13 protein-coding genes and 2 pseudogenes are annotated in these 17,620 nt (G+C 64.7%); 9 read left to right on the top strand and 6 right to left on the bottom strand.

The window, feature by feature from the left end; translation table 11 throughout:
- The first annotated feature begins 153 nt into the window (after positions 1-153).
- The 8 genes and pseudogenes from WI26_RS14540 to WI26_RS31275 form a co-directional block, all read left to right on the top strand.
- On the top strand, positions 154-2,790 hold the full coding sequence (locus tag WI26_RS14540) for a fimbria/pilus outer membrane usher protein (protein WP_081334268.1): 2,637 nt from the start codon (positions 154-156) through the stop codon (positions 2,788-2,790).
- An 85-nt stretch (positions 2,791-2,875) separates the two neighbouring features.
- Positions 2,876-3,946 carry a fimbrial protein gene (locus WI26_RS14535; RefSeq protein WP_069226251.1) on the top strand — a complete coding sequence of 357 codons (1,071 nt, stop codon included), beginning with the start codon at positions 2,876-2,878 and terminating at the stop codon, positions 3,944-3,946.
- A 529-nt stretch (positions 3,947-4,475) separates the two neighbouring features.
- Entirely contained in the window at positions 4,476-4,700 is a 225-nt protein-coding gene (locus WI26_RS14530; protein ID WP_014895816.1) for a hypothetical protein, read from the top strand.
- A gap of 244 nt (positions 4,701-4,944) precedes the next feature.
- Positions 4,945-6,300 (top strand): glutathione-disulfide reductase, encoded by a 1,356-nt coding sequence (gene gor, locus WI26_RS14525; protein ID WP_069226250.1) that lies wholly within the window; start codon positions 4,945-4,947, stop codon positions 6,298-6,300.
- Positions 6,301-6,739: 439 nt separating this feature from the next.
- Positions 6,740-7,411, top strand: a complete 672-nt coding sequence (locus WI26_RS14520; protein WP_196480711.1) for a CsgG/HfaB family protein — start codon at positions 6,740-6,742, stop codon at positions 7,409-7,411.
- Positions 7,412-7,466: 55 nt separating this feature from the next.
- Positions 7,467-7,898 (top strand): DUF4810 domain-containing protein, encoded by a 432-nt coding sequence (locus WI26_RS14515; protein ID WP_069226249.1) that lies wholly within the window; start codon positions 7,467-7,469, stop codon positions 7,896-7,898.
- A 10-nt stretch (positions 7,899-7,908) separates the two neighbouring features.
- A complete protein-coding gene (locus WI26_RS14510) occupies positions 7,909-8,583 on the top strand; it encodes a DUF799 domain-containing protein (RefSeq protein ID WP_059468544.1) in 675 nt (224 codons plus the stop codon).
- Positions 8,584-8,725: 142 nt separating this feature from the next.
- Positions 8,726-9,073, top strand: a pseudogene (locus WI26_RS31275) (transposase); the annotation flags it as partial.
- Positions 9,074-9,088: 15 nt separating this feature from the next.
- On the opposite strand, the gene WI26_RS31270 reads toward WI26_RS31275, so the two are convergent.
- Positions 9,089-10,215 (bottom strand): IS3 family transposase gene (locus WI26_RS31270; protein ID WP_155768721.1). Its coding sequence is split into 2 segments (ribosomal slippage): positions 9,089-9,975 and positions 9,975-10,215, totalling 1,128 coding nucleotides; the frame shifts between segments, so codons are not numbered across the junction.
- Positions 10,216-10,278: 63 nt separating this feature from the next.
- Here WI26_RS31270 and WI26_RS14490 point away from each other — a divergent pair.
- Positions 10,279-11,297 (top strand): annotated as a pseudogene (locus WI26_RS14490) (IS3 family transposase); the annotation flags it as partial.
- A 78-nt stretch (positions 11,298-11,375) separates the two neighbouring features.
- On the opposite strand, the gene WI26_RS14485 reads toward WI26_RS14490, so the two are convergent.
- The 5 genes from WI26_RS14485 to WI26_RS14465 form a co-directional block, all read right to left on the bottom strand.
- Positions 11,376-12,677 carry an NAD(P)/FAD-dependent oxidoreductase gene (locus WI26_RS14485; RefSeq protein WP_069226248.1) on the bottom strand — a complete coding sequence of 434 codons (1,302 nt, stop codon included), beginning with the start codon at positions 12,675-12,677 and terminating at the stop codon, positions 11,376-11,378.
- A 25-nt stretch (positions 12,678-12,702) separates the two neighbouring features.
- The gene (locus WI26_RS14480; RefSeq protein WP_069226430.1) at positions 12,703-14,007 is read right to left on the bottom strand and encodes an NAD(P)/FAD-dependent oxidoreductase; all 1,305 of its coding nucleotides are present in this window, start codon (positions 14,005-14,007) and stop codon (positions 12,703-12,705) included.
- Between the two features lie 113 nt (positions 14,008-14,120).
- Positions 14,121-15,695 carry a DUF3138 family protein gene (locus WI26_RS14475; protein WP_059541338.1) on the bottom strand — a complete coding sequence of 525 codons (1,575 nt, stop codon included), beginning with the start codon at positions 15,693-15,695 and terminating at the stop codon, positions 14,121-14,123.
- Positions 15,696-15,796: 101 nt separating this feature from the next.
- Positions 15,797-16,636, bottom strand: coding sequence for an ABC transporter permease subunit (locus tag WI26_RS14470; RefSeq protein WP_059448516.1), 840 nt, complete (start codon positions 16,634-16,636; stop codon positions 15,797-15,799).
- Positions 16,633-17,619 (bottom strand): ABC transporter permease subunit, encoded by a 987-nt coding sequence (locus WI26_RS14465; RefSeq protein WP_059593519.1) that lies wholly within the window; start codon positions 17,617-17,619, stop codon positions 16,633-16,635. The genes WI26_RS14470 and WI26_RS14465 overlap by 4 nt, the downstream gene beginning before the upstream one ends.
- Position 17,620: the final 1 nt, after the last annotated feature.

Genomic DNA, 17,620 nt, shown 5'->3' with positions numbered 1-17,620 from the left:
TCGAGCCGCATCGCGGCGCCCCGCCGGAATCTTCATCGGTTCGGCACTCGCGATCTGAATCGCAACGCCGATTCGACTCCGCAGGGCGTCGCAGTCATCTCCCAGTCAATTCCATTCGAGATACCGGATACGCCGGGCGGCTGTGCCGTCCGGATGGGCCGCGCTCGTTTACCTTCCTGCCATACCGTGAACTCGACAAGACCTGCCCGTATCCCTTGCGAACAACCCCGGCCGCAACTCAAGTTGCTGTCGGTGCTCGTGCCGTCCACTTTGGCCGCATATTCCGGAATCGGCAATGCTGCCGAGCCTGCTCCGTTGCAGGTGGCGCAGACCGAGTTTGCGCAGGTGGAGTTCGACGGTGGCTTTCTGCCTGAAGGGAGCGGTCGGGGCATCGATCTTTCTCGATTCGAGCGCGGCAACATTGTGTCCGTCGGCACGTACCGTGTCGATCTCTACGTCGGCCAGAACTGGATCGGCCGTTACGACGTGCCGTTCAAGGCGGCGGAGGGCACACCGGATGCGCAGCCGTGCTTCGACACGCAACTGCTGAACCGTATCGGCATCGATTTCCAGACGCTGTCGCCGGAACTGACCGCGCAACTGGCGGACGAAGGCACCTGTCTGCGTATCGGCCAGGTCGTGCACGACGCCAGCGCCGATTTCAACTTTGCCGACCTGCGGTTGACGCTGTCGATTCCGCAGGCTTCGCTCGTACGCGAAGCGCGCGGTGCAGTGAGTCCGGATCAGTGGAGTTCCGGCGTGCCGGTGGCGAGCCTTGGCTACAACGCCAACATCTACACGTCGAAGAGCAGCGGCAGTGCATCGCAGACCGACGGGTACCTCGGGCTGAGCGCGGGCGTGAACGTCGGCAACTGGCACTTCAGGCACGAAGGGTCGTACAACTGGGCGCAGCGTGGCGAAAACCGCTATCAGAACATCGCGACGTACATGCAGCGGGATCTGCCGTCGCTGTCGTCCCAACTGCGCATCGGCGAAAGCTATACGTCCGGCGAATTGTTCGATTCGACCGCGTTCCGGGGCGTGCAGGTGTCCTCCGACGACCGGATGCTGCCGGACTCGTTGCGCGGCTACGCGCCAGTCATTCGCGGCGTCGCGAACAGCAATGCGAAGGTGACGATCCGGCAGAACGGCGTCCAGATCTACGAGACGATCGTTGCGCCCGGCGCATTCGAAATCAATGATCTGTATCCGACCGGCTATGGGGGCGACCTCAACGTGTCCGTCACCGAGGCGGATGGTTCGGCGCACAGTTTCTCCGTGCCGTACGCGGCCGTTCCGATGTCGCTGCGACCGGGCCGCAACCGCTACAACTTCGTGGCCGGCGCCGTGCGGAATCAGCAGGTCGACGGCAATGTGCCGTTCGCACAGGCGACCTGGCAGCGGGGCCTGAACAATCTGGTCACCGGGTACGCGGGTGTCACGGTCGCGCAAGGTTACGCGGCCGGCATGGTCGGCGCCGCGTTCAACACGAGGCTGGGTGCGTTCGGCGCGGACGTCACGCATGCGTCCACGTCGGTGTCGGGCGTCAAGCGCTTCAACGGGTCGAGTATCCGCGTCAGCTACTCGAAAACGATTCCGACGACGAATACGGACATCGCGCTGGCCGCGTATCGCTACTCGACGAACGGGTACTTCGGCCTCAACGACGCGCTGATTGCGCGCAATGCCGTCAAGTCCGGCAACTCGGTGGAATCCGTCTGGCGCCAGCGCAATCGCGCGTCGCTCACGCTCAGCCAGCGTCTCGGCGATCGAGGCGGTCGGCTCAGCGTGACGGCGTCGGCGGCAAATTACTGGAACCGCCCGGGCTCGGACACGAACTATTCGGCCGGCTACAGCAATACCTTCCGGAATCTGTCGTATTCGATCTCCGCGACGCGGCAGCGCAGCTCGAGCGGCGAAATGAACACGATGCTCTATGCGAGCGTGTCGATTCCGTTCGGCAAGACGAGTCCGGTCACGGTATCGACCAACGTCAGTCACGACACGTCGGGCCAGACGCAGGTCCAGTCGACGCTGTCGGGCCTGGCGGGCGCCGATCGCAACCTCTCGTACAGCGTGAGCGCGAACCATGCATCGGGCAATGGTGCGTCGTCGACGAACGGCAGCGGCAACGTGACGTACCGCGGCGCGCTCGCGGAGTTCAACGCAAGCGCCGGCGCCAGCTCGACCTACCAGCAGGGTTCGCTGGGCGTACGGGGCGCGGTAGTCGCACACGGCGGCGGCATCACCTTGTCGCAGCCGCTTTCCGAGACGTTCGCGATCGTCGCGGCGCCGGGCGCCAGTGGCGCGCGCATCACGAATTCGGCCGGCGCTCGCGTCGACGGCCGCGGCTACGCGATCGTGCCGTACCTGACGCCGTATAGCCTGAACACCGTCGAACTCGACCCGAAGGGGCTGTCCACGGATGTCGAACTGACGGAAACGAGCCAGCAGGTCGTGCCGCGTGCGGGCGCGGTGCCGTTGCTGCGTTTCGCGACCGTCTCGGGCCGCACCGCGCTCGTCAGTGCGCGTCAGACGAATGGCGTCGCGCTGCCGTTCGGCGCGGCGGTGCGTGACGCGAGCGGCAAGGATGTCGGCGTGGTCGGGCAGGGCAGCAAGATTTTCGCGCGCGGGCTCGAGGAAAAGGGCCGGCTCGATGTCACGTGGGGCGATGGCAACGAGCACGCGTGCTCGATCGACTATGCGTTGCCGCCGCGCGGCAAGGCTGCGGGTTACCAGCAATTCAGCGGAACGTGCCGGACCGCGGTGTCCAGCTCGGCGGGGTTGTGATGGATGGTATGCAATCGGCGGTGATGTCCGATGCTGCGGGGCCAATGGAAGTGTTCGTCAATTACGCATTTACTCAGCGCATAACATGAGCAAAAAACTTACCTTCTTAAAGATGTTTGCAGTTGCGTCCGTGCTGTCGGTCAAGTGCGGGATGGCGGCGGCGGCTTGTACAACGAGTCCTAATTATCCTGCGATTATTGATATGGCGCCATTGAACATCTCCGGCCCATCCAGCAAATTCAAGCCGGGCACTGTGCTTGGGGCGGCATCGGAGGACGGTGGGGCATTCTGGCTCAGGGATTGCGGCAGACCACACGACGAGTTCCGGATAAGGTTAAGCCCCGCGCTGGCAGTGGTGCCCGGTATCCAATACGTGGATGGCGGAAAAACTTATCCGGTTTATAAAACGACTATTCCTGGCGTCGGCCTCGCTATTGCGGTCAAACCCGAATACAGAAATATCAATTTTGATTGGGTCCCCCTTGAGGAGCCGTACACGGAGCTCGAACAGATTTTCGGTTTCGACGCCTACACCACTGCCAACTTCATGGTCAAGGCGACGCCCGTTGTGAGCGGACCAGTCAAATCCGGGACCTATTCATTTTCAGCCCAATCGGCGAAGTTCGAAGCGTTTTCCGAACCGAGCGGAGAGAGGCTCGGCGCGGTGCAGTTGACAGCCAAGACATCCGTTTCTGCGACCGTCGCGGCGCGCGTGTGCAAGGTGACGAGCGGGCTGGACGCCGTCGTCGACATGCCGGCCGTCACGGTATCGAGCTTCGGTGGCGTCGGCTCCGTCTCGCCACAGGCTGCGCAGCCATTTTCCGTCAAGCTCGACTGCGAGGAGAACGTCAGAGTCCATGCGACGATGACCGATGCCAACAATCCGGCGAATGTCAGCGATGTCCTGAGCTTGTCGCCGGAATCGACCGCATCCGGCGTCGGCATCCGGATTCTGCGCAATAACGGCACCGTGCCGGTTCGTTTCGGACCGGATTCGAGTAGCCCCGGCACTACGAACCAGTGGTACATCACGACCACACCATCGACGGGTGGACGCGTGACGGTTCCGTTCGTCGCGAAGTACGTCAAGTCGGGCCAACAGGTTTCGACCGGGAGCGTGAAGGCGCGCAGCACCATCACATTTTCGTATCAGTGAGACGAGGCGGGCGGGGCGAGCGTTCGTGCTGGTCGCGCACGGAGCTGTCCCGCACACGCTCGACTGCCGCGCATGAGCATCGTCGAGACGCCCGTGCCGCGCGCGCAATGCGATACGAGCGCCTGTCCCGCGCGAACGCTGGACAGGCCCGGCGCTGGTGCGTGTCAGCAGCAGCGCTACGCACTCGCTCTCAAACCCTCCACGGTTTCCTGTGACGAATCCGTTTTTTTCGTCACGCGACCTTCATCCGCACGGACGACCATTCAGCGATCGCGCCATCGGGAACGGTCGGGCCGTAAGGATTCCGTCGGCATTCCAGAACATACTTTGACAGTGCGCGCGAAGCGATTCCGCTACGCTGCGTGCATGGTCCGCCGTGTGCCGCGACGCACGCGCGGGCGTCGTTCCGGCGCGCGTCTCGCGTGCGGCCGGCCTGGTGCGTAACTTGTGTATCCGGTGATGACAAACACGGTCCGCCGGTTTTTTTCGTGGGACGATGCGCTCACGATTTTCTTGAAAGGGGATGACGATGGGTATCCTGAACACCGTGGGTGAAATCGCTGGCGCAGTGGCAGCCGTCGAGGCGGCGGAGAAGGTCGATCCGGATGCGGGCCTGCTGACCAAGGCGGCGGCGGCCGTCGCCGGCTTCAAGGGCGCCGAGGCGATCGAAGGCATGCTCGAGAAGAAGGAGGAGCAGCCCCAGCAGGCAGACGATACGCAGGCGACGGACGGCAGCGACACGTCGCAGGCCTGAGCATGGCGGCCGGTCTCGCCGCAGGTGCGCCGTTCGCGCGCCAGGGCGGACCGGTGCCGCGCGGCCGGCAGGCCGGGCATGTGGTCGATCGGTGACGCATGGCACACCCGGCAGCTGGTTTGACCGGCGAGAGGCGACGTCTCTCGCCGTTTTTTGTGGCGCGCGCGTCCTGCGGCGCCATGTTCCGCACGAATTCCCGAATCTTGTTATCGTGCCGTCATCCGAACTGCGATGAGGGCTTGCGATGGATTTCGACTACGACCTGTTCGTCATCGGGGCCGGCTCCGGCGGCGTGAGGCTCGCCCGGATGTCGGCGTCATACGGCGCGCGCGTCGGCATAGCGGAACAAGAGCAGATCGGCGGCACCTGCGTGCTGCGCGGCTGCATTCCGAAGAAGCTCCTCGTCTACGCATCGCACTATCCGCACGAGCTCGAGGACGCGAAGGGCTTCGGCTGGACCTTCGGCGCCGGCACGCTCGACTGGCCCGCGCTGATTGCCGCGAAGGATCGCGAGATCAACCGGCTCAGCGACATCTACATCAACCTGCTGCGGCAATCCGGCGTCGCGATGCACGCAGGGCGCGCGATCCTCGTCGACGCGCATACGGTCGCGATCGGCGAGCGCACGATCCGCGCGCGCCACATCGCGATCGCGACCGGTTCGCGCCCGTCGCTGCCGCCGCGGCCCGGCATCGAGCATGCGATCACGTCGCGCGAGGCGCTGTCGCTCGAGAAGCTGCCCAAACGCATCGCGGTGGTCGGCGGCGGCTATATCGCGGTCGAGTTCGCGGGCATCTTCAACGGCTTGGGCAGTCATGTCGATCTCTTCTATCGCGGCGAGAAGATCCTGCGCGGCTTCGACGACGACGTGCGTCAATTCCTGACCGACGAAATGACGAAACAGGGCGTCGCGATTCATGCACGCGCGGTGGTTGAGTCGATCGAGCGTGCGGAGGACGGCACGCTGTCCGTGCGCATCGGCGATGCGCGGCACGGGCCGTACGACCAGGTGCTCTACGCGACCGGACGCGTGCCGAACGTCGACGGGCTCGGGCTGGAGCAGGCGGGCGTCCTGCTCGACGCGCGCGGCGCGATCGCCGTCGATGCGTATTCGGCGACGTCGGTGCCTTCGATCCACGCGATCGGCGATGTCACGTCGCGGCCGCAGCTCACGCCGGTGGCGACACGCGACGGCGGGCTGCTCGCGCGGACGCTGTTCGGCGGCGCGCGCATCGCGGTCGATCACGATTACGTGCCGTCGGCCGTGTTCAGCCAGCCCGAGGTCGCGACGGTCGGCCTGACCGAGGCCGATGCGCGTCGCCTGCACGACGAGGTCGACATCTATCGCACGTCGTTCAAGGCGCTGCGCCACACGCTGTCGGGCCGCGACGAGCGCACGCTGATGAAGCTCGTGGTCGCGCGCGACAGCCAGCGTGTGATCGGCGCGCACATGGTCGGCCGCGACGCGGGCGAGATCATTCAGGGCATCGCGATCGCGATCCGCGCGGGCGCGACGAAGGCGCAGTTCGACGACACCATCGGCATTCATCCGACCGCGGCCGAGGAATTCGTGACGATGCGGCAGAAAGTGGCCGACTGACGGCAACCGGCGCGCCGGGTCGCGGGCCGGCGCGGTCGTCCCGCGCACGCGCCGTTGCTGCACGACGGATCGCGAATTTGCGGCTGTTTCCAATAAACGTCAATTCTTATCAAGAAATCCCGTCTCAATAATCAGGCTTGGTATGATCGGCCAAAATCATATACGGGGCCGATCATGCGCGATCAACAGCGCAGCAAGCAGAATCACGGAGTAGCCGGCGCACGCAAGGTTGTCGATCCATGCGCCGCGCGTTCGCGTCTTGCCGCAGCACGTCCGTTGCGCGCACTTTCCCTTCGCATGCCGTCATCTCCATCGCCATCCGGGCAGTGAGGCCGCGCATGCCCCAACCGTTTCGATCACCGCATCGACCGTCGGCTCGTCAACGAGCCGGCTTGCCCGTTCCGGGCAATCTTTTCACGCAAGGAGACCAGCAGTGAACATTCAGACACGACGCACCGTTCTCGTGGCGGCGGCGCTCGTCGCGGCGCTGTCCGGCTGCGCGACCGAATCGTCGCGCACGCTCGACGTGCCGGCCGTGAGCAGCGCGCAGAAGCCGTATGCGGGCAAGCCCGTCGCGATCGCGGTCGGCAAGTTCGATAACCGCTCGAGCTACATGCGCGGCATCTTCTCGGACGGCATCGACCGCCTCGGCGGACAGGCGAAGACGATCCTCGTCACGCGCCTGCAGCAGAGCCGCCGCTTCAACGTGCTCGATCGCGAGAACCTCGACGAGATCAAGCAGGAAGCCGGCTTCATGAAGAAGGCGCAGGCGGTGAAGGGCGCGAATTACGTCGTCACCGGCGACGTGACCGAGTTCGGCCGCAAGGACGTCGGCGATCACCAGCTGTTCGGCATTCTCGGTCGCGGCAAGACGCAGGTCGCGTATGCGAAGGTCAACCTGAACATCGTCGACACGACGACGTCGGAAGTCGTCGCGTCGAGCCAGGGTGCGGGTGAGTTCAGCCTGTCGAACCGGGAAGTGATCGGCTTCGGCGGCACGGCCGGTTACGACTCGACGCTCAACGGCAAGGTGCTGGACCTCGCGATCCAGGAAGCCGTGAACCACCTCGTCGACCAGGTCGACGCCGGCACGCTGAAGGCGGCGCAGTAAGCACCGTGCGCCGCACGGCGCGACGAATCATTCATCAACCAGAAGAGACAAGACCATGAAACGGGGAATCTGGCTGCCGGCCACGGCAGCCGCCATGCTGCTCGCGGGCTGTGCGGCGCCGACCACGCCGCCGCTCTATCAATGGAACGGCTACCAGCTGCAGGTGTACGAATACTTCAAGGGCCAGGAGTCGCCGCAGCAGCAGATCGACGCGCTCGAGAAGGCGCTGCAGGACATTCGCGCGAAGGGCAACAAGCCGCCGCCCGGCTTCCACGCGCACCTCGGGATGCTCTACGCGAGCGTCGGCAGCGAACAGCAGGCCGGGCAGGAATTCGAGGCCGAGAAGGCGCTCTTTCCGGAATCCGCGCAGTACATGGATTTCCTGCTGAAGAAGAAAGCCGGCGGCACGAAGCCCGCGAACGCGTCGGCCGCCGGCCAGACGATCGCCGGCCAGAAGAGCGCCGATCCGACTCCCGCCAAACAGTGACGTGCCCGCCATGATCAAGACACTTTCATTCAAGCTGCTGTCCGTGCTGTCGATCGTCGCGCTGCTGAGCGCGTGCGCGCAGCCCGTCAAACGTCCCGACTACACGGCTTTCAAGAAAAGCCAGCCGCGCTCCATCCTCGTGCTGCCGCCGCTCAACGAGACGACGGATGTCGGCGCGACCTACGGCGTGCTCTCGCAGATGACGCAGCCGCTGGCCGAGTCGGGCTACTACGTGGTGCCGGTCGCAGTGATGGACGAGACGTTCAAGCAAAACGGCCTCACCAACGCCGCGGAGATCCAGGGCACGTCGCCGGCGAAGCTGCGCGAGATCTTCGGCGCGGACGCCGCGCTCTACGCGAAAGTCACGCAATACGGCTCCGTCTATCAGGTAGTGGACAGCACGACAATCGTCGCGGCGTCGGCGAAGCTCGTCGACCTGAAGACCGGCGACGTGCTGTGGCAGGGCGAGGGCCGCGCGACGGGCAAGGAAGTCGGCAACAACATGAGCGTCAACGCGTTCGGGGTCGTCGGGATGCTGGTGCAGGCGGCCGTCAAGCAGATCGCGCATTCGTTGACGGACGAAGCACACGACGTGGCCGGTTTGACCAGCAGCAGGCTGCTGTCCGCCGGGCCGCCGAACGGGCTGCTGTACGGGCCGCGCTCACCGAAGTACGGAACCGACTGACCGCTGCCTGCGTTTGCTTCGGCGGGGCCGGCAGGATGCTCGACGGTCCGCCCTGCCGAAGCTGCGGGACTCGATGAAACGGCCGCGCATGCTGAACTGCAGCCCAAAAGTTGGACTAGATCCAACCTTTGGGGTGTTTTTCATGACGAAGTACGACGAACGTTTTCGGCGTCGAGTGGTTCAGGCGTACCTGGCTGGAGAGGCCGGCACCAAGACACTTGCTCACCGTTACGGAGTGGGCAGGACGATGGTGCGACGTTGGGTGGCGAGCTATCGCGAGCATGGCGAAGACGGACTGAGCAAGAAGCACAGCCACTACGACGCGCGATTCAAGTTGTCAGTCCTTCAGCGGATGCGGCGCGATGAGCTGTCGTATGCGCAGGTGGCAGCGCTATTCGGCATCCGCAATGAACGAAGCATCCCGATCTGGGAGCGTCTGTATCATGAGGGCGGTATAGATGCGTTGGCGCCTCGTCGCCGAGGGCGCCCTGACCTGCCCCCGGTTTTAGTCCGAACTGCAGTTAGAGTCCGAAGTTAAAAACTGCTGCTTCGCGTCGTGCGCCCGGGCGAACTGCGCAGGCGTCAGATAGCCGAGCGAACTATGAGGCCGCTCGGTGTTGTACTCGATACGCCATTCCTCAATCAGCCGCTTGGCGTGGCGCATTGAGACGAACCAGTGCTCGTTCAGGCATTCGTCGCGGAAGCGACCGTTGAAGCTCTCGATATAGGCATTCTCCACCGGCTTGCCAGGCCTGATGAACGACAGCGTGACACCGGCTTCGTAGGCCCATGCATCCAGCACCTTACCAGCGAACTCCGGCCCGTTGTCGACCGTGATGGATGCGGGTAAGCCTCGCATCTCCTTGAGCCGCTCGAGCACTTGCTGAACGCGTAGGCCCGGCAATGAAGTATCGACCTCGATGGCCAAGCACTCGCGCGTGTAGTCGTCGACCACGTTCAGGCATCGAAACCGCCGACCATAGGCCAGCCCGTCAGAAACGAAGTCCATCGACCAGCTCTGATTCGGGCCTGTTGGTAACGGTAGCGGCGTGCGCTCGACAGCCGCAATACGCTTGCGTCGCCGCTTGCGCACACTCAGTCCCGCCTTGGTGTACAGGCGCCAGATACGCTTGTGATTGACGAAGTAGCCATCCCGCTGCAACAGCACGTGAATCCGGCGATAGCCGTAGCGGCGCTTCTGCGCGGCGATGGCCATCATCCGGCCAGTCAGCACTTCGTCGTCAACTCGGCGGCGTGATTCGTAATAGAACAGAGAGCGCGAAATCCCTACCAGCCCGCAGGCCCGGGTAACACCCATGGCACGTTCGGTCATCAATATCCGGACCGCTTCGCGCTTGGCCTGCGGGCTTGCTACTTTCGAGCCAGCAAGTCCTTCAGCGCGGCGTTGTCGAGCATCGATTCGGCCAACAGACGCTTGAGCTTACTATTCTCCTGCTCCAGTTCCTTCAGGCGCTGCGCTTCGGAGACCGTCATCCCGCCGAACTTCGCTTTCCAGTTGTAGTAGGTCGCTTCCGAGATGCCGTACTTGCGACACAGCTCCGCCGGCTTCAGGCCAGCCTCGGCTTCCTTCAAGATACCGATGATCTGTTCTTCGGTGAATCGCTTTTTCATTGCCGTTCCTCTCTGGAACGGACTCTACACCGTCACCGTACTAAACGCGGGGAGCAGGTCAGCCCCCCGAAAATGACCACCTCACCACCACCGAAATCCCTCGACGATACCGTGCAGAAAGAGCCGAGCCGCGAGGAACTGCTCAAGGAAATCGTGTATTTGCGAGCGGAGGTGGCATACCTAAAAAAGCTCGATGCGCTGCTGCAATCAAAGAAGCAGACAGCGCCCAGGAAAAAACGCAAATAATACGTGAGCTTAGGCAATGCCATCCGGTAGCCGCGTTACTGAAGGCGGCAGGTCTGGCACGCAGCACGTTCTATTACCAACTCAAGGTATTGGATGCTGGCGATCGGTATGCGGATCTCAAAGTGAAGATCCGGAGCGTGTACGACCACCACAAGGGCCGTTACGGCTATCGGCGAATCACGACAGTGATCCGGCAAGCGGGACACGCGATCAATCACAAGACCGTGCAGCGGTTGATGGGACAACTGCAGTTGAAATCTCTGGTACGCCCGAAGAGATATCGTTCCTGGCGAGGCGAAGTCGGCCGCGTTGCCCCAAATCTACTGCGGCGGCAGTTTGATGCTGAACGCCCGAATCAGAAGTGGGTGACCGACGTGACCGAATTCAATGTAGGGGGCCCAAAGCTCTATCTGTCGCCGGTGATGGACTTGTACAACGGGGAGATCGTCGCTTACCAAATGGATGAGCGCCCGAGCTTCGAGTTGGTCAGCGGCATGTTGAAGAAGGCGGTGGCCAAGCTCGATGATGAAGGACGGCCGTTACTGCATTCGGATCAAGGCTGGCAGTATCAGATGCCCGCCTACCGTCGGTTGTTGAAGCAGCATGCGCTCACCCAGAGCATGTCGCGCAGAGGCAACTGCCTTGATAACGCAGCCATGGAGAGCTTCTTCGGCACGCTGAAATCCGAGTGCTATCGGCTGGCGCGCTTTGCGAACGTGGAGCAGTTGCGAGATGCGTTGAGCCGCTACATTCACTACTACAACCACGAACGCATCAAGCTGAAATTAAATGGGCTGAGTCCCGTGCAATACAGGACTCAGCCCTTGGCCGCTTAGATTTTAACCGTCCAACTTCGTGGGGTCAGTTCATGCGCGGCCGTTTTGCATCGCTCGTTCGTCCGCGTGTGCCGTTGCTCAATGCACACCGAACGCGTCGAGCAGCCGGTACCAGCTCATCGCAAGCACCAGCGCCGGCGTGCGCAGCGTCGCGCCACCGGGAAAGTCGCGATGCCTGATCTTGCCGAACAGGTCGAAGCGGCTCGCCTGTCCGTCGATCGCCTCGGCGATCAGCTTGCCCGCGAGCGCGGTCGTGTTCACGCCGTGCCCCGAGAAACCCTGCGCGAAATACATCGTCGGCGCGACGCGCCCGAAGTGCGGCGCGCGGTTCATCGTGATGTCGACGAAGCCGCCCCATGCGTAGTCGACCTTGACGTCCGCGAGCTGCGGGAATGTCTTGAGCATGTCCGCGCGCATCGCCGCCGCGAGATCGCGCGGTTCCCGGGTCGAATAGCTGACCTTGCCGCCCCACACGAGCCGCGTGTCGGGCGCCGGCCGGAAATAGTCGAGCACGAAGCGGCTGTCGCAGATCGCCGCGCGCGCAGGCATCAGCGCGGCGGCGCGCGCTTCGCCGAGCGGCTCGGTGGCGATCACGTAGGTGCCGACCGGCATGATCTTCTTCGCCAGCGCGGGCGCGAGCGTGCCGACGTACGTATTGCACGCGAGCACGACGAAGCGCGCGCGCACATGCCCGCCGCCAGTCTCGACGATGTGGCCGCCCGACACGTCGCGCACGCGCGTCACGCAACTGTCCTCGTGAATCCGCACACCTGCGTCGGTGGCCGCTCGCGCGAGCCCGAGCGTGTAGTTCAGCGGATGCAGGTGGCCGCTGTCGGGGTCGTACAGGCCGCCGCGATAACGTGCCGACTGCACGTAGTCGCCGAGCTCGTCCGCTTCGACGAAATGGAAGCGATCGTAGCCGAAGCGCTTCGCGGCCTCGTCGCGCCAGCGCTTGAGCCCGTCCGCGTCGCGCTCGGTATTCGCGGCGGTCAGGTAGCCGGGTGCCAGCGCGCAGTCGATGTCGTGCCGTGCGATGCGCGACTTCACGAGCGACAGCGTTTCGAGCCCCATGTCCCAGATTCGCTTCACGTCGCCTTCCGGCATGAAATTGCCGAACGTATCGATGTCGCATGCAAAGCCGCCGATCAGCTGGCCGCCATTGCGCCCGCTCGCCGCCCATCCGACCCGCGATGCCTCGAGCACGGTCACCGAATGGCCGCGCTCGGCAAGGTTGAGCGCGGCGGACAAACCGGTGAGGCCCGCGCCGATCACGCATACGTCGGCGTCGGTCGCACCGGCGAGCGGCGCATGGCGGGTCGCATCGTTGGCGGTCGCCGCATAGTACGACGCGACGTGCGGCTGGTTGGCGAATGTCTGCATGATCAGGAAAACGAATGAATGAGGTTCAGAACAGCTCGCGCATGCGGTGATACAGCATCCCGAGTTCGAGCGCGGGCTGCCGCCACGCGTCGCCGCCGGGAAAGCGCCGGTGGCGCAGTTGCGCGAACAGGTCGAACGCGCGCGTGTCGCCCGCGATCGCGCCGGCAATCGCACGTCCGGCGATGCCCGTCAGCGCGACGCCGTGCCCGCTGAAGCCCTGGACGTAGAAAAAGTTCGGATCGAGCGCGCCGAAGTCGGGCGCACGGTTGCGCGTGACGTCGACGAAGCCGCCCCACGCGTGGTCGACGCGCACGTCGGCGAGCTGCGGAAACACCCCGACCATGCGCTGACGGATCGTCTCCGCGAGCGTGTCGGGCGACGCGCCCGCGGAGTTCGCGCGGCCGCCGAACAGCATGCGATGGTCGGCCGACAACCGGAAATAGTCGAGGAAGAAGTTGTTGTCGCATACGGCTTCGCGCTGCGCGATCAGCGCGTCGGCCCGCGCGCGGCCGAGCGGTTCGGTCGCGATGATGTACGACGCGATCGGTGCGATGCGCGCGGCGGTGGCGGCGGGCAGGATGCCGCCGGGGCCCGCGTTGCAGCACGACACGACGAAGCGGCAGCGCACTTCGCCCGACGGCGTGCGCACGACCGGCCGCGCGCCGCGCACGACCTCGAGCGCGGGCGTATGCGCATGGAGTGCGACGCCCTCGCGGCGCGCGGCATCCGCGAGGCCGAGGCAATACTTGAGCGGATGCAGGTGGCCCGACAGCGGATCGTAGACACCCGCCAGATAGCGGGACGACGCGATGCGCGCGCGAATCGCGTCGGTGTCGAGCCACGACAGCGACGGATGGCCCCAGCGCGACGTCGCGGCATCCATCCATGCGCGCAGGTCGCCGATGCGGCGCGGCTTCGTCGCGACCGTCAGGTAGCCGCGCGTGAAATCGCAATCGATGCCGTGGCGCGCGATCCGCTCGGCGATCAGCGCGACGCCGTCGAGCGACAGCGACCACGCGGCACGCGCGCCGGCGGCGCCGAGCTGCCGCTCGATCACCTCGTCTTTCGCGAAGCCCGTGATTGCCTGGCCGCCATTGCGGCCCGACGCGCCCCAGCCGGGCCGGTGCGCATCGATCACGGCGACCGACAGCCCGCGCGCACGGCAATCGAGCGCCGTCGAGAGTCCCGCGAAGCCCGCGCCGATCACGCACACGTCGACGTCGATCGCGTCCTCCAGCACGGGGTCGTCGACCACGGGCCGCGTGGCGGTCGCTTCGTAGTACGAGTCGCGCGCCAGCGCGTCGGCGCGGCGGGTGAAAGACTGCGTCATCAAACTGGCTCCGTCGAAGGCGGCCGGATCGCGGTGCGCGGCGCATCGCGATCCGGCCGGGTGAAACGATGCGGGACGCCGTGCGCGCGGCACGGCGTCCCGCGCGGCTCGCATCAGAACGAATAGATGAACTGCGTCGCGAGCAGGTCGTTGGACTTGCCGTACGAGCCGTCGTTGCGCAGGAACACCTTGTTGTTCGCCCAGTCGTGCCGGTATTCGACCTTCACGGTGATCTGCTGGGTCGGATAGAACAGCAGGTCGAGCGCGACGTCCTGGCGCACCGCGCCCTTGCACTCGAAGCCCAGGCCGCCGCCGGCCTGCGACATCGCCAGGCAGTCCGCATCGACGCCGAAGCCGTTGTTCGGATCCATCCCGTTGCCGTTCAGCGCGATGCCGCCGCCGCCGCCGCCGTTCTTCGTGTTGGCGAGCAGGTCGTAGCGCAGCGTCACGCCCATGCGGCCGACCACCGGCGCGTTGAACTTGCGGTGCGCGAGCAGCGACAGGCCGTACCACTGCGCGAGCCCGCCGTTGAACGCCGCATGCTGCTGCCGGCCGTAGTCGACTTCGGCGTTGTACTGAACGTCGGCGAGCGTGTAGGTCGCGTCGAGTTCGCCGAAGAAGAACGAACCATAGGCGCTCGGTGCCGCGCCGCCCGGGCCGTAGTGGACGACGCCGTTCGCATCGATCGCGCTCGCCAGCGTCTGCCGCCCGATGTTGAACGACCCGCCGATATCGAGCGCGCTCGACCACGTGTAGTCCGCGCGTGCCGTGAAGGTCGGCACCTTGTTGCTGGTGCTGATCGGATCGCCGAGCGCATTGGTGCCCGTCTGCGTGACCGAACCGTACGTGCGGTACTGCTCGTTGCCGAGGAAGAACTTCCACGCCCAGTTGCCCTTCGTGTAGTTCGCGCCGACGCCGACGTAGCTGCCCGGATCCGAGAAATCGTACAGCAGGTTGTGCGTGAGCGTGAGCATCTGGTTCGACTGCTGCACCTCGTAGCCGCCGAAGCTCGGGATCAAGCCGGCGACCAGCGTCGTCTCGGCCGTGATCGGTACGTTGACGACCGCCGTGTTCAGCAGGTTGTCGGTGATCGAGCCGCGCGAGTTCTGCAGCAGCGTGATGCCGTTGCCGCGGTTCGGCATCAGCGTGATCTCCGCAGACGGCGCCATCGGGCCGACGCCGAAGGTCTTCTTGATGTCGAGGTACAGATCGCCGAACGTGCTGTTGAAGTAGTTGTACGCGTTTTCATGGTTCGCGAACAGGAACGACGACGTGCCGGCCGCGCGGTTGTAGATGTAGGTCGGGTCGATGTAGCCGGTGACCGACAGGCCCGCGAGCGGCCCGGTGTTGGCCGCGTCCGTCAGCGAGTCGACCTTCAGCTGCTGGTTCGCGATCTGCTGCTTCATTTCGCTGACTTCGTCGTTGGTCAGCGTGGCCTGGGCGCGGCCGTAGTCCGGCGAGGACGGATCGGCGGCCACGATTGCCGGCTTCGCGGAAGCCGTCGCGCCGGCCTGCGCGAGCGGCGCGCCGCCCGGCTTCGCGGCGAGCTGCGCCTGCATGGCCTTCATCTGCTTCTGCAGCGCGGCGACCTGCGCCTGCAGTGCCTTGATTTCGGCGGAAGTCGAGTCGGCCAGCGCGATGCCCGGCAACGCGCCGGCCACCAGCAGGCAGATCAGTTTCTTCTTCATTGCGGATTCTCCTTGTCGTGCGCCTGTCAATGTGTGATCGGTTCGCGCGCCGCATCACGCGGCGCGCGGGTCTTGTTATCGATGGAAAGGGAAGAGGGGAGTCAGGCCGCCGCGAACGCCGCCTTCATGTCGGCCACCCGGCGCCGTTCGCGCGCGATCATCATCTGGTTCACGACGATCACGCCGATCGTCACCGCGGTGATGAACAGCGTCGCGAGCGCGTTCATCTCCGGATTCAGGCCGAGACGCACGCGCGAGAACACCACCAGCGGCAGCGTCGTCGAGCCCGGCCCCGACAGGAACGCCGACAGCACCAGGTCGTCGATCGACAGCGTGAACGACAGCAGCCACCCGGACAGCAGCGCCTGCGAGATCAGCGGCAGCGTCACCACGAAGAACACCTTCAGCGGCGTCGCGCCGAGATCGAGCGCGGCTTCCTCCAGCGACTTGTTCATCTCCTTCACGCGCGACTGCACGATGATCGCCACGTACGACACGCACAGCATCACGTGGCCGATCCAGATCGTCACCATCCCGCGACCCTTCGGCCACCCGAACATCTGCTCCAGCGCGACGAACAGCAGCAGCAGCGAGATCCCCTGGATCACCTCCGGAATCACCAGCGGCGCGTTGATCATTCCGGTGTACAGCGTGAAGCCCTTGAAGCGGCCGAAGCGCGCGAGCACGAAGCCCGCCCACGTGCCGATCGCGACCGACGCGGTGGCCGTCAGCAGGCCGATCTTCAGCGACAGCCACGCGGCCGTGAGCAGCTCGTCGTCCTGCAACAGCGCCGCGTACCACTTCAGCGAGAAGCCCGACCACACCGTCACCAGCTTCGACTCGTTGAACGAGTACACGACCAGGCTGATGATCGGGATGTACAGGAACAGGAAGCCGAAGGCGAGAACGCCCGTCGACAGCGGTTTGCTCGGCTTGATCATTTCGCTTCCTCCAGTTCCTTGACCTGGTAGTACTGGAACAGCGCCATCGGCACCAGCAACAGCAGCACCATCGCGACCGTCACCGCGGACGCCATCGGCCAGTCCATGTTGTTGAAGAATTCATCCCACATCACGCGGCCGATCATCAGCGTGTCGGCGCCGCCGAGCAGCTCGGGAATCACGTATTCGCCGACCGCCGGGATGAACACCAGCAGGCTGCCGGCGATGATCCCGTTCTTCGACAGCGGCAACGTGATGCGCGTGAACGCGACCCACGGCTTGGCGCCCAGGTCGTACGCGGCCTCGAGCAGCGTCAGGTCCATCTTCACGAGGTGCGCATACAGCGGCATCACCATGAACGGCAGGTACGAATAGACCATCCCGATGTAGACGCCCGCGTCGCTGTGATAAAGGCGCAGCGGCGTGTGGATGATGCCCAGCGCGATCAGCGCATGGTTCAGCAGGCCGTCATCCTTCAGGATGCCGATCCATGCGTACACGCGGATCAGGAACGACGTCCAGAACGGCAACATCACGGCCATCATCAGTACGTTGCGCCGGCCCGGCTCCGAGCGCGCGATGTAGTACGCCATCGGGTAACCGATCAGCAGACAGAGCAGCGTCGACACGGCGGCCATCTTCAGCGAGCTGAGGTAGGTCGCGATGTACAGGTCGTCCTGCAGCAGGAACGCGTAGTGCGACAGCTGCAGCGCGAAGTGCACGACGCCGTCCTTGATCTCGACAAGCGACGTGTACGGCGGAATGCCCATCACCTGGTCGGCGAAGCTGATCTTGAACACCAGCACGAACGGCAGCGCGAAGAAGATCGTGAGCCACAGGAACGGCACGCCGATCGCGATGCCGCGGCCCGACGGCAGGAAGCGCGACAGCGCGGCGAAGCGGCTGCGGCGTTTGGCGGCCTGGGTCGTGGCGGTCGCACCGGTCGGCACCGGCGCGGACGGGGTGGAAGCGGAAGTTCTCATC

The organism is Burkholderia diffusa (genome assembly GCF_001718315.1).
Taxonomy (GTDB): domain Bacteria; phylum Pseudomonadota; class Gammaproteobacteria; order Burkholderiales; family Burkholderiaceae; genus Burkholderia; species Burkholderia diffusa_B.
This window is presented reverse-complemented; position numbering and strand designations above follow the sequence as displayed.

What these genes read in the sequence shown, in the direction of transcription:
- WI26_RS14530 (WP_014895816.1), top strand. Translation starts at nt 4,476, where the DNA reads ATGGGTATCCTGAACACCGTGGGTGAAATCGCTGGCGCAGTGGCAGCC.
- WI26_RS14535 (WP_069226251.1), top strand. Translation starts at nt 2,876, where the DNA reads ATGAGCAAAAAACTTACCTTCTTAAAGATGTTTGCAGTTGCGTCCGTG.
- WI26_RS14510 (WP_059468544.1), top strand. Translation starts at nt 7,909, where the DNA reads ATGATCAAGACACTTTCATTCAAGCTGCTGTCCGTGCTGTCGATCGTC.
- WI26_RS14485 (WP_069226248.1), bottom strand. Translation starts at nt 12,677, where the DNA reads ATGCAGACATTCGCCAACCAGCCGCACGTCGCGTCGTACTATGCGGCG.
- gor (WP_069226250.1), top strand. Translation starts at nt 4,945, where the DNA reads ATGGATTTCGACTACGACCTGTTCGTCATCGGGGCCGGCTCCGGCGGC.
- WI26_RS14470 (WP_059448516.1), bottom strand. Translation starts at nt 16,636, where the DNA reads ATGATCAAGCCGAGCAAACCGCTGTCGACGGGCGTTCTCGCCTTCGGC.
- WI26_RS14540 (WP_081334268.1), top strand. Translation starts at nt 154, where the DNA reads ATGGGCCGCGCTCGTTTACCTTCCTGCCATACCGTGAACTCGACAAGA.
- WI26_RS14465 (WP_059593519.1), bottom strand. Translation starts at nt 17,619, where the DNA reads ATGAGAACTTCCGCTTCCACCCCGTCCGCGCCGGTGCCGACCGGTGCG.
- WI26_RS14515 (WP_069226249.1), top strand. Translation starts at nt 7,467, where the DNA reads ATGAAACGGGGAATCTGGCTGCCGGCCACGGCAGCCGCCATGCTGCTC.
- WI26_RS14480 (WP_069226430.1), bottom strand. Translation starts at nt 14,007, where the DNA reads ATGACGCAGTCTTTCACCCGCCGCGCCGACGCGCTGGCGCGCGACTCG.
- WI26_RS14475 (WP_059541338.1), bottom strand. Translation starts at nt 15,695, where the DNA reads ATGAAGAAGAAACTGATCTGCCTGCTGGTGGCCGGCGCGTTGCCGGGC.